Here is a 14,470-nt window from a genome sequence, read left to right as displayed (position 1 = left end):
AACTCTTCCTGTGGATAACTGTGAATTTCCGCGCTCTCGTCCGGGACCTGTGCCATAGTGGTGTCATGGATAAGCGGTTTCTCTCTCTGGCTGACGTGGTCGAGACCTTGAACATCTCCATGGCACAGGGCTACGCACTCGTGCGCACCGGTGACCTGCCGGCCATCCAGGTGGGTCCGAAGAAGGTCTGGCGCATCGAGGCGGCGGAGCTCGAGTCCTACATCGAGCGCCAGTACGCCAAGAGCCGTGAACGTCTCAAGGCCGGCGAGGGCTGAGCGTCACAGTCAGCAGCACGAACGCCTGAGGCGGCTCATCCCATCGGGATGCGCCGCCTCTCGTCGTGCCAGGCCACGCGATCCAGGAGTCAGGGGCCCATCCCGGGCGGAGCGTGACTCACGCACAACAGCGCCGGGAACGGGACCGTCCGCGACTCCCTGCGGCCGCCGTCCAGAACGTCCAGGTCGAGGTGGTCGGCGCCCACCCGGCCGATGCGGCCGCGATGCACTCGCCCGCGGGTGCGGACGAGCACGGTCCGCCGGTCACGCTGCAGCCCGCGCAACCGGGTCGTGATGGCCGGTTCCCTCGGGGCCGCGGGCGCCGAACCGGCGCCGAGCCCGGAGACACCATCGATTGCGGTCAGCGGGATCAGATGCCGTTCCGGGCCGTGTGCCGCCCCGTCCAGCAGGAGCCACGTCTCCGCCGCCGCCAGCACCACCCCGCGCACGGTCGCGCCGTCCGGCAGGTCGACAACCACCGGCGCCCCCGTCGCGGCCCGGAGACGGGCCGCGAGATCGATCGTCGCGTGTTCCGCGCGGGTCAGCTCCGCGACCATCGCATCCGACTCGGCAGCCTCCTGCGCATCGGCAAGCGCGTCGAGGTCCTCGGCGAGATCCGACCAGCGAGCATCCGATGTGTCCACGGACCTACTCTCCGTCATCCACAGCCCCTCCGCCCATCGGTAGACGGCAGCAGCGACCTGATGTTCAATAACAGCATCAAAACACACTCAGGCGATGCTTATTGAGATGTTGACCCGCACTCAGGGCAACAGGGGGTACTTCATGGCTGTGACAGAAGGAGACGCGCGATCAGGCGCGAATCCGGCGGCGCTCGCGGCGATCATGCTCGGCGCGGCCGTCGCCGCGGTCCTGCTGGCGACCCGCGCGATGCAGGTCTGGCGCGAGGGAACAGGCACGATCGACCGGAGTGTCGAGCTGGTGATCGAGGCGGGAGCCACGGTCTGCGCGGGATGGATCGCGTTCGGGGCCGCCGTCGGACTGCTGTACGCGGCGGCTCGGCGCGCCGGCCAGGACTGGCACGCAGGGCGGGCCTTCCTCGCGCGCTGCACGCCGCGGCTCGTGCGCCGGATGGCCGGCGTGGTCGTGACGGCGAGCGTCGGCATCGGCATCGCCGCGCCGAGCGCGTTCGCCGCACCCGCCTCCGGGACGGAGGCCGGTGACGCCGTACCGTCCGGGGTCGTGCTCGACCTCGGCTGGCAGCCGACGTCAGAGGCATCGGCCGGCAGCGTCGGCAGCGTCGGCAGCGTCGGAGCGAGCCCGGCCGACCTGGCCGGACCGGGCGCACACGCGCCGGACGTCCGGGGCACGGGCTCCGACCGGCCCGGGTCCGGCCGTGCACGGGATCCGGACCGGACGCGCCAGGTCGACCGGAAGGCGCGCGAAGGCGGGCGACGGGACGACGACGTGCCGGTGATCGTGCAGCGCGGCGACACGCTCTGGTCGATCGCGACCGAGCACCTCCGGCCGGACGGACCTGCCCCGGACGGCGACACGCCGGACACCGCCCGCATCGCGAGCGAGGTCGCCGCGTGGCACGCCGCGAACCGCGAGGCGATCGGTCCCGAGCCCGACCTCATCCGACCCGGAACGGTGCTCCACGCACCGGACGCGCGACCTCAGGGAGCCAAGCCATGACAGCGGTCACCGAGCCACCGAAGCCGGTACGCACGCGTGCCGTGCCCCAGCCCCGGCGGCCTGCCGAGCCCACCGCCCAGGAGCCTCGGCGCAGCCTGCGCAAGGTGCAGCTCGGCGGCTCCGACCCGAGCATCACGCGCGCCGCCGAGCTGCTGAGCCAGATCGACGAACAGCGCGAGCCGGAACCACAGCCGGAGCTGCCCGACCCCACCGCGCTCGTCTGCCGCGTCGCCCGGGCCGCCATCGAGGTACTGCGGGGCGAACGCCCGGCCAACCAGCTCGCACGGTGGACCTCGGCTCAGGTCTACGACCAGCTCGTGGCACGAGAACGCCTGCTGAGCGGCACGCGAGCCGGCCGGCCCCGGCCGGCGGCACTGCGGGTCGGGGTGCGCCGGGTGCGTCTCGTCCGGCTCGGTGCGGCGTCGGCCGAGGCCACGGTCGTGCTGCACGACGGCGAACGGGTGCGCGCCGCGGCGGTCCGGCTGGAGGGCAGGCGTGGCACCTGGAAGGTGACCTGCCTGGAGCTGGGCTGATGACGAACGGGACGAAGTTCCGATCCGATTGAACCGCGACGCCCCCTCACCCGTAGTCAGGGGCAGGGGCCGGCACCGGGCCGGCCCGCGAACGAGAGGGGCGGAGCGTGCGCACAGGGATGAAGGTGGCGGTCGGCGTCGGTGCGGCTGTGGTCGCGGTCGGTGTGGTGGCGGGGATCTACGGACCCGGCCTGTACGCGGACTGGGCGAGCGGCGCGGCGGACGACGAACCGACACTGGAGGCGTCGATGGCGCCCCTGCCGGACACCGACACCGTCGAGGGCACCTGGACCGTGGGCGCCGGGTCTTTCGCCGGGTACCGTGTCGACGAGATCCTGCAGGGCGAGGACGTGACGGTCACGGGACGCACCGAGGACGTCACCGGGTCCGTGACGGTCGCGGACGGCGCCATCACGACGGCCGACATCGAGGTCGACATGGCCAGCGTGGCGACGGACGCGGACCAGCGCGACGCGTACTTCCGGGACCAGGCAATGGAGGTCGGCACATATCCCACGGCGCTCTTCGAGCTGACCGGCCCGGCCGAGCTCGAGTCCGGCGCCACGGCGGTGGAGCTGACGGGCGACCTCACGATCCACGGCGTCACCCAGCCGGCGACCGTCGAGGCGGAGGTCGCGGGAGACGCGGCCGGTGGCGGCCCCGTCCAGGTCATCGGGAGCGTGCCTATCACGTTCACCGACTTCGGGGTCGAGGCCCCGGACCTCGGGTTCGTGTCGGTGGAGGACGAGGGCAGTGTCGAGTTCTCGCTGCAACTCGAGTCCGGACAGTAAAGGGCCAGGCAGTACGCGCCACGCAGGAGGCGCCAGGCAGCGAGAGCCGGACGACAGAGGCCGGCACTCACGACGCGGAGGACAATCGGGACCGTGACCAGGAGAGGATCTGCCGGTGGGTGCAGAAGATGAGCTCCTCGAGGCGGTGCACGACTCGCATGCCGACGCGCTCTACCGGTACGTCGTGCGCCGCACGGGCGACGAGGAGGAGGCGCGCGACGTCGTACAGGAGACGCTGCTGCGCGCGTGGCGGCACCCCGAGGTGCTCGAACGGTCCGAGGACTCCGTGCGCGCCTGGCTGTTCACGGTCGCGCGGAACCTCGTCGTCGACCACCTGCGCAGCGCACGCCGCACCCGCGAGCACGCCACCGGCTCCGTACCCGAGCGTGAGGACCACGACAGGACCCAGGCGGTCCTCGACTCGTGGCTCGTGGCCGACGCGCTGGTGTCGCTCTCACCGGACCACCGGGCGGTCGTCGTAGGCGCGTACTACGGCGGCCGCTCGGTGGCCGAACTTGCCACCGAACTGGGCGTCCCGCCCGGCACCGTGAAGTCACGCCTGCACTACGGGCTGCGTGCGCTGCGCCTCGCACTGCAGGAGAAAGGAGTCACGTCATGATGGCGGCGGCAGAGAGGAACGGTGGCGACCGCTACGCCGAATGGGACGCGGCATACGTGCTCGGCGCGCTGGGCCCGAGCGACCGTCACGCCTACGAGCAGCACCTCACCGGGTGCGAGGCGTGCCGCGCCGCCGTGGCCGAGCTCGCCGGCATGCCGGGACTGCTCAGCACCGTGTCTCCCACGCTCGCCGAGGCGCTCGTCGCGGACGCGTCCGACACCACGGAGCAGTCCGACGGCGTCCCCACTGCCGCAGCCGGCCATGATTCCGACACCGACCTGGCACCGGTCGTCCCGCTCGCGAGCCTCGCTCACGCCGCCCGCCGGTCCCGTCGCCGACGGCGAACACTGGGCGCGGTCGCCGCGTCGGCGCTGGTCCTCGCGGGGGCGGTCGGTGGTTCCGTGCTGGCCGACCTCGGTCCGCTCGGATCGCCCGGAGGAACAGGCACGGCGGGGCCGTCGGTCACCACCGCGGACGCCAGGACGGTCGAGCTGCGCCCCGTGGGCAAGGCGGACATGAGCGCCGAGGTGGTCGTCACACCGACCGGCTGGGGCACGAGATTCCAGTGGTCCTGCCACTACCCGCCCCGGACGGGCGAGGACCAGTCGTCGGGCGAGAACTACGTACCGCAGGAACCGGTCAACTACGAGCTCGTGGTGGTCGGCCGGGACGGCGAACGCACCGTCGCGGCGACGTGGTCGTGGTCCGGCGGCACGGTGACCGGCCTGGACGCCTCGTCGGCAGTGCCGCTCACGGAGATGGACCGCCTCGAGATCACACTGGACGGCCAGGAGGAGGCGCTCGCCGCGGCGACGCTGTGACGGCCGGCCCAGGGGACGCAGTTCGGACGGACGTGGTTTCGGACGTGGTTTCGGACGCGGTACCGGACGTGGTTTCGGACGTGGCTTCGGACGCGGTACCGGACGCAGTTCCGGCGGACGCAGCTCCGGCCACGCGGCCCGGTCGTCGTCGGGCGAGCCTCGGCCGGCTCGCGCATCACTCGAAGGTGACGTGCAGGTCCGCGCGGTCCCGTGTCGCCGCGACGAGCTCGGCATTGCGCTGGTCCGAACCGTGCGCCCACGCCCGTGCCGCCTCGAGCGTCTTCCCGTGGGCGTGGTGCCGGGCGGCGAGACGCTCCAGCCGGATGTCGTCGGGCAGGTCCACGTACCAGACCTCGGCCATGTGCGCGCGAGCCCGGGGCCAGCGTCCCGTCTCCGCGAGCAGGTAGTTCCCCTCGGTGATCACGAGCGGCACCTCGGGAGACACGGGCACCGCGCCAGCGATCGGCTCCTCGATCTCACGCCGGAACTCCGGGGCGAGGACCGTGCCGTCCGGGTGTGCCGCGGCGAGGCGCCCGATCAGGTCGGCGTACCCGGCGTCGTCGAACGTGTCGATGGCGCCCTTGCGCTCCCGGCTCCCGCGCGCCTCCAGGACGGCGTTCGCCAGATGGAACCCGTCCATCCCGACCACCACGGCGCGGTCCGGCCCGAGCGCGGCGGCGAGCCGCGCGGCGAGGGTCGACTTCCCGGCACCGGGCGGACCGGTGAGGCCCAGGACGGCACGGCCCTCGCGAGTGGAGTCGTCCGCGAGACGCCGCGCCCGCTCGACAAGATCCGCGGGCGCTGCCGGGAGGCTCTCGACGCCCCCGATTCCCGCCTCCCTGTCGAACCGGCCCTCCGCGGCTGCCCGCTCACCCGACGCCGGCTCGTCCGTCGTTCCCTGCTCCGCCGCCTCGCCCGCCGCCGGCTGCGTCACCGGGCACCGGCCCTCCGCGGCCGCGCCGGCCGCCGGCCCCGCCCCGCCGAGGTGACCCAGCCATCCGCGCGGTCCCAGGTACTGCACGCGCAGCGAGGCCACACGCACCGCTTCAACACATGACTCCGGAAGCCGCGCGCCCCGGCCCAGCGCGACCGTGAGCGCGCCGTGGAAAGCGTCCCCGGCGCCGAGCGTGTCGACGGCGGACACGGCCGGGACGTCGACGGTCCCGCCGGCGTCGCCGGACCGCCAGTCGACCGGCGCCGAGCCGTGTGTCACGACCGTCGCCCCGCGCAGCCCCGCATACCAGCCCTCCCGCCCGTCGGGGACACGGAAGGCCGCCGAACACGCGATGACGTCGGCCTCGGGCAGGAGGTCGGCGAACACCGGCCGCCATCTGCCGGCGTCGAGCACGATCGGCGGGTGGGGTCTCAGCGTCCGGACGTGCGCGAGCACGCCGCGGGCGATGTCCGGATGGTGCCCGTCGAGCAGCACGACGTCGGGCACCGGAAGGCCGGCCAGCTCGTCCGAACCGGGTCCCGCGACCCGCGTGAGGGCGCCGTCGGCGGAGACGACCGACCGCTCCCCCGTGGCCTCGTCGACCAGCACCGCGGAGACCGCCAGGTCGTGGTCGGTCCGCGCGACGTCGTGCACCTCCACCCCATGCCGTTCGAGGTCCGCCCGCGCTGCCGTGCCCACGGCACTGGTTCCGAGCGCTGTGACCAGGACCGCCCGCGCGCCCAGCGCGGCAGCCGTGACCGCCGCGTTCGCGGCCGGGCCGCCGGCGGCGACGTCCTGGCGGGTAGCGGTCACCTTCTGGTCGCGCTCTGGCCGGGCCGCACGGTGAATCACGTCCAGCGTGGCAAGACCGGCGAACCAGCAGGTCAAAACTTTCCGGCCAGGCTGATACGGGGTCTCTTTCGCCATGACATGAGGCTACGACACACTCCGGCATCTCCGGCGTCAAAGACACGATTGGCAATCCGGACATGTTCCTTGCCTGTGGATAACCGAAGTCCGCCAGCATCATGCCATTCCATACTGGAAGACATGACACTCGTGACCACCATCAGACCCGGACAACGCCTTTCCGATGACGAGTCGCTGCTCGCACTCGCCGAGTTCCTGCATCAGGACGTCCGCCCACGCGACCGCTCGCTCTGGTTCGCTCTGCTCGACTCCGAGCGCCGCATGCTGCCCGCCGTCGTGCCCTTCCACGGCCTGTCCCCCGAGCCCGAGGTGCCGTTCGTCGCCCGGCTCGGCTACGTCTGGTCCGCTGCCCTCGGCGCGGTGACCGGGGCGAGCACCGTCCTCATGCTGGAACGCCCGGGCGCCGAGGCGGTACGGGACTCGGACCGGACCTGGCATGCGGCGCTGCGCGCGTCCGCCGCCGAGGTCGGCCTCGGCGTCGCCGGCTTCTTCCTCGCCACGGCCGACGGCGTCCGCCCGCTCACACCGGACGATCTGTGACAGCGCGGACGGCGGTATGGCTCCGTGCTCGCCCGGTGGGCGGACGGCCGGTCCGGTCGTCCGCGCCGTCTCGCTCATCGGACTCCGTGTGGACGCCCCGGCCCGCGGGCGGCTAACGTTCCCGCCATGACGTCGCACCTGACCTGCCTGGACTGGTGGCCCGCCGACTAGGCGGGCTCGCGACGCATCCATCCACACGTCCACGACCGCCTCGCTCCGGGGCGGTCGTTTCGTGTTCCCACGAGGCTCTCGATCCCGGGGCAGGCACCCGAACCGAGAGGCCACGCATGTCCCGCATTCCTCGCCCCGCCGGCTCCGCCACCCGGCATCCCCTCCTCGACCGGATTCTCGCCTCCGACGGCTCGCTCCCCTTCGCGCTCCTGCGCCGCCATGGCGGCACCGACGTCGAGGTCCTGGTCGGCGACGTCGTCGACGCCGGCCTCCTGCACGACATCCCGCTCGACGGCGCGCCGGTGCTCGCCGTCGTCCCGTACCGCCAGGCCCGCGAGCGCGGGTTCACCGTGCACGACGACGGCGCCCCGCTGCGCTGCCTCGTCGTGCGCGAGTCGGAACGGGTCCCCCTGCCGGACGCCGTCGCCGCCCTTCCTCCCGAGCCGGTCGCCGCCGAGCCGCTCGGCTTCGACATCCCCGACGACGAGTACGCGGAGACCGTGCGCCGAGTGATCGACGAAGAGATCGGGCAGGGCGCCGGCGCCAACTTCGTCGTGATGCGCCGCTTCGAGGCCCACACCGACGCGGCCCCCGTTCCTGCGCTCGCTTCGTGGTTCCGCGCCCTGCTGACGCACGAGATCGGCTCGTACTGGACGTTCGCGGTCCATGCCCCGGCGCCCGGTGTCTCGTCGCCGGGCCCGGCCGCCGAGACGCTGTCCCTGGCGGGCGCCACCCCCGAGCGGCACCTGACCGTGCACGACGGCGTGGCCCGCATGAACCCGATCAGCGGCACCTATCGACACCCCGTGACGGGACCTACGCGTGACGGTGTCCTCGGGTTCCTGCGCGACACCAAGGAGAACGAGGAGCTCTTCATGGTGGTCGACGAGGAGATGAAGATGATGAGCGCGCTGTGCCCCGACGGCGGGCGCATCGTCGGCCCGTACCTGAAGCAGATGGCCCGGCTCAGCCACACCGAGTACCTGCTGGAGGGCCGCACCACCCTCGACCCGCGCGAGGCCCTGCGGCTGACGATGTTCGCGCCCACCGTGACCGGGTCTCCCATGGAGAACGCGTGCACGGTCATCACCCGGCACGAGACGCGCCCCCGCGGCTACTACTCGGGCTTCCTCGCCCTGTTCGAGCCCGACGGCGCGGAACACGACCCGGCGACACCCGGCGGCGCCGGTCGCGACCTGCCCGCGCCAGCCGGCCAAGGCGCCGGTCACGACACGGCGCCGCACCCCCCGGCAGAGCACCCGACGGCCGGCCCCGGCAGCTACTCGCTCGACGCCCCGATCCTCATCCGCACGGCCTATCTGCACGACGGCGGCCGCGTGTCCGTCCCGGCAGGTGCCACCCTCGTGCGTCACTCGGTCCCTGAGAACGAGGTCGCGGAGACGCGGGCCAAGGCGGCGGGCGTGCTGGCCTCGCTCGGGCTGGTGCCGCGCGGGGCGGGGCCCGACGCCGTCGTCGACCTGAACGCGCAACCCGGCGTGGCCGAGGCGCTGATCGCCCGCAACCGCCAGCTCGCCGAGTTCTGGGTCCGTCCGCAGGAGGCCGCCCACGCCGAGCTGACGGACGAGTCGGCCGAACCGTCCGATTCGCACGAGGCGGCGCCGGCGACCGGGCCCGCCGCGGACGCACGGGCGGCCGGGCCCGCGGGAGCCGTCCGGGCCACCGAGCCTCCCGCCGACCCGGCGGCCCCCTCCGCCCCTCTTCTCGACCACCTGGGAACCTCGCCCCTGACCGGCCGGAACGTCCTCGTCGTCGACCACGAGGACCAGTTCACGACGATGCTCGCCCACCAGTTCCGGCACCTCGGCATGACCGCGCGCGTGGTCCGGTGGGACGCGGTCGGCGACGTGCTCGGGGACGATCTCCTCGTCCTCGGCCCGGGACCGGGCGACCCGCGCGACCACGAGAACCCGCGCATCGCCACCATCGCCCGCCGGATCCAGGAGCGCGTCACCACGGGGCGACCGCTGCTCGCCGTCTGCCTCAGCCACCAGGTGCTCGCCGGGCTGGCGGGCTTCCCGATCCGTGCGCTGCCCTCACCGCACCAGGGCGTGCGGCTCGACGCCGACGTGTTCGGCACCACGGCCGCCGTCGGCTACTACAACACCTTCGGGGCGCGGCTCACCACCATCGACGCCGCCGACGCCGACAACCCGGTGGCCCGGCTCGCCCTGGAACCGTCCGCCGACGCGAACGGAGTGCTCACGGCGTTGCGCGGTCCCGGCGTCGCCTCGGTCCAGGGCCACCTGGAGTCGGTGCTCTCGGCCGACGGCCTCACGATCCTGGAGTCCCTCACCCGCCACGTCCTGGCCACCCCGGCGGACCCGTCCCTCGTTCGCTGACGGCCCCGATCCGCGGCCTGGCCCCACCCGCCGGGTGGGGCCAGGTGGGTCAGGCGGCCAGCTCGCGGTACATGTCCAGGAGTGCGACGAACTCGCCGCGGAGGCCGTAGGGATCCGCGCCCAGCGCCACGGCCGCGCGGGCCTGGGCCGACTCCAGGCTCGCGCCTGCCGCGTACTCCGATTCCCGGGCGACGAGCCCTGCCTCGACCACGGCCGACGCGAACCGGAAGTCCGAGGACGGCAAGTCCGTGCGCGCGCCGGCACCCACCGGGTACTCCCGCTCGGCGCTCCTCGACTCCCCCGGTTCCTTCCAGCGCACGTGGACGGTCATGTAGTCGTCCGAGCCCGACGCCTGCGAGTCCTGGTACTTCAGGTCGCCGTCGGCGTCGTCTCCGGTCGCGCGGATGATCTCGTAGAAGGCCGTCACCGAGTGGCCGGCGCCGACGTCGCCGGCGTCCTTGGTGTCGTCGTCGAAGTCCTCGTCCTCGAGGCGGCGGTTGTCGTAGCCGATCAGCCGGTACTCGGACACCACCGCGGGGTTGAGCTCCACCTGCAGCTTGAGGTCCTGGGCGACCACGAACATCGTCGAGTCGAACTCGTCCACCAGCACCTTGCGCGCCTCGTCGATGGTGTCGACGTAGGCGTAGTTGCCGTTCCCGTGGTCGGCGATCGCCTCCATCGTGTTGTCCTTGAGGTTGTACATCCCGAAGCCCAGCACCGAGATGTACACCCCGGACCCGCGTGCCTCCTCGACCTGCTCCGTGAGCTGCTCCGGCGTCGACGGACCCACGTTGAAGTCGCCGTCGGTCGCCAGGATCACCCGGTTGTTGCCGCCCTCGATGAAGTTCTTCTCCGCCAGCTCGTAGGCGGTCTCCAGCCCGGCCGCGCCCCCGGTGGAACCGCCCGCGGACAGCGACTCCAGCGCGTCAGTGATCACGCCGTCCTCCGACCCGGGAACGGAGTCGAGCAGCACCCGGTTGTCGCCCGCATAGGTGACGATCGAGACGACGTCGTCCGGGCCGAGGTTGGACGCGAGCAGCGCGAACGACTCGGCCAGCAGCGGCAGCTTGTTCGGCTCGTCCATCGAGCCGGACACGTCCAGCAGGAACACGATGTTGTTGCCCTCGTGCGTCGGCACGGCCTCCGTGGCCTGTACCCCGATCATCGCCAGGTCGTGGTCCGGCGCCCACGGCGCCTCGGCCACCTCGGTCGTCACCGCGAACGGCTCGTCGTCGTCCGGGCCGGGCGCGCGATGGTCGTAGTCGAAGTAGTTGACCAGTTCCTCGATGCGCACGCCCTCGGGCGTCTGCCCCTGGACGATCTGGCGGCGCAGGTTGCTGTACGACGCCGTGTCGACATCGGCCGAGAACGTCGACAGCGGACTCGTGGCGACCCTCTGGAACGGCTGCTCGGAGGCGTCGTCGTACTCCTCCTGCGGATCGATGGGGACGTCGCGCCAGTCGCCGTCGGGCGCGACACCCTCGGCGTTCATCCGGGCGTCGCCCTCGGCGTACATATCGGCACCGGCGGGGGCCGGTACACCCTGGCCGCCGTCGAACGCACTCTCACCTTCGCTGCCGCAGGCGGTCAGGAACAACGCGACGACGGCGGTCGTGGCGAGCGCAGCGGTGGTCCGCCGGCGGGTGGTACGGGTCATGGCGCTTTCCTCTCGTCCGGAGGTCTGGGCACGGGTACCAGTCTCCGGACGTCGGCAGCGGCCTCACCAGCACGAACGGATCACGGTCCCGTACCGTCTGTGTCACGGCCTCCGGCGGCGTTGCACCTGCCGGGTCACGGTCGCGCAACGGCCATGACGATGTCCGCACCCTCCGCATCCGCGGACTCGTCGCCGGACCCCTCCGCCCGCAGGTCTCCCTGGCTGACACGGACCCGGTCGACGGCGGTCCGCAGGTCGGTCATCGCCAGCGCCAGCGCCTCCTCCATGATCACCGCCTGCTCCACCAGCATCTCGGCCTGGGGCACCGTGGCCGGCTCCTGCGTCGTGACGTGCTGACCGACGATGCCCTCCGCGGCGTGGATCGCCGCGTCGAGCGTGGCGCGCGCCTCGGGATCGGCACCGGCCGAGTCCGCCCGGACGTTCCGCGCCACGACGATCACCGTGGTCAGGCGCTCCGACGTCGCTCGCCCCGCGGCGACCCGCTCGTCGATCCGCGCGTTCAGCACCTCGAGGCGATCGGTGGTGGCGGCCCGTGCCTGGCTCACCCAGCCGACGAGCAGGGTCATCACGATCGCGAGGATCATGACGCCGACCACCCACCGAGCCAGCGCGCGACGAGCGGCGCTGCCGGAAACGGTGCGAACGGACATGGTGCGAACGGACGTGGTCCCGGTTCCGGAAGGCTCCAGAACAGCAGCCTGCATGGTCATTCGTCTCCCCCTGAGAACGAAACTGACGGCGAACGGTGTGCTCCCGGCCGCGCCTCCTTGACAGGGCACTCCTGGTTGTGCCAGACGGCGAGCCGATTTCCCGAGAGTAGGACGGCCCGAGCCGCCTCGCGCGCCCAGATCGTGATCTGTGGAAAGCAGCTCATCACAGCCGTGAAAATGCTGTCTGACCTCGTGAAACGCGTTTACCTACGTGTCCGTTCGGCGGCCTTCTCGACCACGATCAGGCGGTGCGTCGGGCGGGTCAGCGCGACGTACAGATCGCGCTCCCCGCCGGGCCGCTCGGCGACGATCTCGTCGGGCGCGACGACCACCACCGCGTCGAACTCCAGCCCTCGCGCCGCCGACGCCGGAAGGACCTGCGCGGACTCCCCGACGGCCCGGGCGAGGTCGGCGACACGCGGCTCGGCACAGATGACGGCCACCTGAGCGCCAGGGTGCGCCACGCCGTCGTCGGACACGATCCGGGCGACGGCCGCGGCCGATGCGCCGGGGATCACGACCGTCCGCGGCTCCTCGCCGTGCCGCACCGCCGTGCTCAGCTCCTGGTCCGGCGCGATCCGCGCGAGCAGGCCGCGCGTCGCGCCGAGGATCTCGGCCGTCGTGCGGTAGGAGACCGTGAGCGTCCAGGTCCGCGTGCGGTCGTCGGCGACGTCCGCCAGCGCCTCCTCCCAGCTCCGCACCGTCGAGACCTGCCCGGCCTGGGCGAAGTCGCCCACCACCGTCATCGACCGGGACGGGCAGCGGCGCGCCACCATGCGCCACTGCATCGGCGTGAGCTCCTGCGCCTCATCGACGACGACATGCCCGAACGTCCGCGCCGGCGGGCCGTCCACCAGTGCGGACGCCTCGTCGAGCAGGGGCACGTCCGCCTCGGTCCACGCGCCGGTGCCCGGGGCCGAGGCCCGGCCGGTGGAGTGCACGGACCCGGCGGTCGTCCGGCCCGCGCCCGGCCCCTGCGCCGCCTCCTGCGCCAGCACCTCCCGCACCACCTCCTCGGGGTCCAGCCGCGGCCACAGCGCGTCCACGGCACGGTCCAGCCCACGGTCGGTGGCGAGCTCGGCACGCACGGTGTCGGGGTCGAAGTCGTCGTGCGCGTCCCCGACGGCGTCGTCGTACCCGAGGTTCGTCAGGTCGGCGGCGACCGCCCGGTCCAGCGACGCGACGTCGCGGCCCATGGCCGCGGCGACCTCCTGGTCGACCCGCTCCAGGGCAGCCGTCGCCTCGCGCTGCAGGGCATCGGTCAGCGCGTCGACCACGTGCTCCTTGAACACCTCGCGCGCCGGGTTGTGCGCCAGCCCGTCGCCGACGGCCTGCGCCCGCGCCGCGGCGACGTCGGCGGCGGACAGGTCCGGCAGGTCGCCCGGCGTGCGCAACGGGCCGGGAGGGGCCTGCCGTCGCGCGACGGCCGCGTCGATCGCCGCGCCCAGCCGGGCCTCGCCCTTGACCCGCGCCTCGTCGTCGGCGGCGGGGACCACGTCCCGCCCGGTCAGGGTGGCGCAGGTGGCCAGCACCACGTCGTTCTCCCCCAGCGAGGGCAGCACGTGCGAGATGTACTCGAGGAACCGCGCGTTCGGCCCGAGCACGAGGACGCCCTCGGCGGCGGCTCGCTCGTGCGCGTACAGCACGTAGGCCGCGCGGTGCAGCGCGACGACGGTCTTGCCCGTGCCCGGGCCGCCCCGCACGACCGTGACGCCCCGATGCGGCGACCGGACGATCCGGTCCTGCTCCGACTGCAGCGTGGACACGGCGGCGCGCATGCGCCCGGTGCGGCGGGCGGACAGCGCCTCGACGAGCGGCCCGTCGCCGACGACGTCGTCGGGGCCGGGCGCCGACCCGTCCAGGATCTCGTCGCTGACCTCGGTGATCGTGCGGCCGTCGGACTTCAGGTGGCGGCGCCGGCGCAGGCCCTCGGGCACGAGGGCGGTGGCGGCGTAGAAGGGCCGGGCGGCCTCGGCGCGCCAGTCGACCAGCAGCGGATCCTCGGCGCCACCGGACCGCAGCCCGATACGCCCTACGTGCACCCACGTCCCGTCCGTGCGGTCGATTCGCCCGAAGCACAGGGCGTGCGCGGCGGACTCGAGCGCATGCGCCCGGGCGCGGAGCCGCGCGGCGGCGATCTCCCGTTCGCTCACCTCGGCGGCGCCGGACGGGCGCTCGCGCAGCACTCGTGCCAGCTCGGCGCGAGCGGCTCCGGCCTGCTCGTCGAGCAGCGCATACATGCCACCGACGTGTTCCTGTTCGACGGCGGTCTGGGTGGCCTGGGCACGGTGCGGCGCGGCGGTCCGGGGCACGGGACTCCTCTGGTCGGCGACCGAACGTGAACGCGCCGGCCGGATGGTTTGTTCCGCCGCGGCCCGGCCGCGGCACCCCGCCCGGGTCGCACGCCCGCCCCCGAGTCGCACGGCTCGCCGGAAAGGTCACGGAATCA

The 14,470-nt window shown here is 73.1% G+C and carries 13 protein-coding genes; 8 read left to right on the top strand and 5 right to left on the bottom strand.

Translation table 11 applies throughout. The annotated features are described in order from the left end of the window. Positions 1-65: 65 nt before the first annotated feature. On the top strand, positions 66-275 hold the full coding sequence (locus tag ACYVK5_RS05335) for a helix-turn-helix transcriptional regulator (protein WP_123815499.1): 210 nt from the start codon (positions 66-68) through the stop codon (positions 273-275). 89 nt (positions 276-364) lie between these two features. Here ACYVK5_RS05335 and ACYVK5_RS05330 read toward each other — a convergent pair whose 3' ends face one another. Next, positions 365-919 (bottom strand): hypothetical protein, encoded by a 555-nt coding sequence (locus ACYVK5_RS05330; protein WP_460702532.1) that lies wholly within the window; start codon positions 917-919, stop codon positions 365-367. A gap of 142 nt (positions 920-1,061) precedes the next feature. On the opposite strand from ACYVK5_RS05330, the gene ACYVK5_RS05325 reads away from it, so the two are divergent. The 5 genes from ACYVK5_RS05325 to ACYVK5_RS05305 all read left to right on the top strand — a co-directional run bounded on the left by ACYVK5_RS05325 (position 1,062) and on the right by ACYVK5_RS05305 (position 4,698). Next, positions 1,062-1,934 carry a hypothetical protein gene (locus ACYVK5_RS05325; protein WP_460702530.1) on the top strand — a complete coding sequence of 291 codons (873 nt, stop codon included), beginning with the start codon at positions 1,062-1,064 and terminating at the stop codon, positions 1,932-1,934. Continuing rightward, complete coding sequence (locus tag ACYVK5_RS05320; RefSeq protein WP_460702528.1) at positions 1,931-2,467, top strand: Rv3235 family protein; 537 nt, start codon at positions 1,931-1,933, stop codon at positions 2,465-2,467. Before ACYVK5_RS05325 ends, ACYVK5_RS05320 begins: the two co-directional genes overlap by 4 nt. A 107-nt stretch (positions 2,468-2,574) precedes the next feature. Beyond that, positions 2,575-3,258 carry a YceI family protein gene (locus ACYVK5_RS05315; RefSeq protein ID WP_460702526.1) on the top strand — a complete coding sequence of 228 codons (684 nt, stop codon included), beginning with the start codon at positions 2,575-2,577 and terminating at the stop codon, positions 3,256-3,258. Positions 3,259-3,373: 115 nt separating this feature from the next. Continuing rightward, positions 3,374-3,877 (top strand): sigma-70 family RNA polymerase sigma factor, encoded by a 504-nt coding sequence (locus tag ACYVK5_RS05310; protein WP_460702524.1) that lies wholly within the window; start codon positions 3,374-3,376, stop codon positions 3,875-3,877. Beyond that, on the top strand, positions 3,874-4,698 hold the full coding sequence (locus tag ACYVK5_RS05305; RefSeq protein ID WP_460702522.1) for an anti-sigma factor family protein: 825 nt from the start codon (positions 3,874-3,876) through the stop codon (positions 4,696-4,698). The genes ACYVK5_RS05310 and ACYVK5_RS05305 overlap by 4 nt, the downstream gene beginning before the upstream one ends. Positions 4,699-4,873: 175 nt before the next feature. Here ACYVK5_RS05305 and ACYVK5_RS05300 read toward each other — a convergent pair whose 3' ends face one another. Next, positions 4,874-6,559, bottom strand: coding sequence for a nucleoside/nucleotide kinase family protein (locus ACYVK5_RS05300; RefSeq protein WP_460702520.1), 1,686 nt, complete (start codon positions 6,557-6,559; stop codon positions 4,874-4,876). Between the two features lie 123 nt (positions 6,560-6,682). Between ACYVK5_RS05300 and ACYVK5_RS05295 the strand changes: the two genes are divergently transcribed. Next, a complete protein-coding gene (locus ACYVK5_RS05295; protein ID WP_460702518.1) occupies positions 6,683-7,102 on the top strand; it encodes a hypothetical protein in 420 nt (139 codons plus the stop codon). Positions 7,103-7,389: 287 nt separating this feature from the next. Continuing rightward, entirely contained in the window at positions 7,390-9,633 is a 2,244-nt protein-coding gene (locus ACYVK5_RS05290; protein WP_460702516.1) for an anthranilate synthase family protein, read from the top strand. A gap of 49 nt (positions 9,634-9,682) precedes the next feature. Here ACYVK5_RS05290 and ACYVK5_RS05285 read toward each other — a convergent pair whose 3' ends face one another. The 3 genes from ACYVK5_RS05285 to ACYVK5_RS05275 form a co-directional block, all read right to left on the bottom strand. Continuing rightward, the gene (locus ACYVK5_RS05285) at positions 9,683-11,290 is read right to left on the bottom strand and encodes a vWA domain-containing protein (protein ID WP_460702514.1); all 1,608 of its coding nucleotides are present in this window, start codon (positions 11,288-11,290) and stop codon (positions 9,683-9,685) included. 134 nt (positions 11,291-11,424) lie between these two features. Continuing rightward, on the bottom strand, positions 11,425-11,961 hold the full coding sequence (locus ACYVK5_RS05280; RefSeq protein ID WP_460702512.1) for a hypothetical protein: 537 nt from the start codon (positions 11,959-11,961) through the stop codon (positions 11,425-11,427). Between the two features lie 263 nt (positions 11,962-12,224). Next, the gene (locus ACYVK5_RS05275; protein ID WP_460702510.1) at positions 12,225-14,333 is read right to left on the bottom strand and encodes a HelD family protein; all 2,109 of its coding nucleotides are present in this window, start codon (positions 14,331-14,333) and stop codon (positions 12,225-12,227) included. Positions 14,334-14,470: the final 137 nt, after the last annotated feature.

The organism is Myceligenerans halotolerans (assembly GCF_054782975.1).
The sequence above is the reverse complement of the archived record's forward strand: the minus strand, read 5'-3'. Positions and strand labels throughout refer to the sequence as shown.

Coding starts and splice junctions, on each gene's coding strand:
- ACYVK5_RS05280 (WP_460702512.1), bottom strand. CDS start 11,961: ATGTCCGTTCGCACCGTTTCCGGCAGCGCCGCTCGTCGCGCGCTGGCT.
- ACYVK5_RS05290 (WP_460702516.1), top strand. CDS start 7,390: ATGTCCCGCATTCCTCGCCCCGCCGGCTCCGCCACCCGGCATCCCCTC.
- ACYVK5_RS05325 (WP_460702530.1), top strand. CDS start 1,062: ATGGCTGTGACAGAAGGAGACGCGCGATCAGGCGCGAATCCGGCGGCG.
- ACYVK5_RS05300 (WP_460702520.1), bottom strand. CDS start 6,559: ATGGCGAAAGAGACCCCGTATCAGCCTGGCCGGAAAGTTTTGACCTGC.
- ACYVK5_RS05320 (WP_460702528.1), top strand. CDS start 1,931: ATGACAGCGGTCACCGAGCCACCGAAGCCGGTACGCACGCGTGCCGTG.
- ACYVK5_RS05335 (WP_123815499.1), top strand. CDS start 66: ATGGATAAGCGGTTTCTCTCTCTGGCTGACGTGGTCGAGACCTTGAAC.
- ACYVK5_RS05295 (WP_460702518.1), top strand. CDS start 6,683: ATGACACTCGTGACCACCATCAGACCCGGACAACGCCTTTCCGATGAC.
- ACYVK5_RS05305 (WP_460702522.1), top strand. CDS start 3,874: ATGATGGCGGCGGCAGAGAGGAACGGTGGCGACCGCTACGCCGAATGG.
- ACYVK5_RS05285 (WP_460702514.1), bottom strand. CDS start 11,290: ATGACCCGTACCACCCGCCGGCGGACCACCGCTGCGCTCGCCACGACC.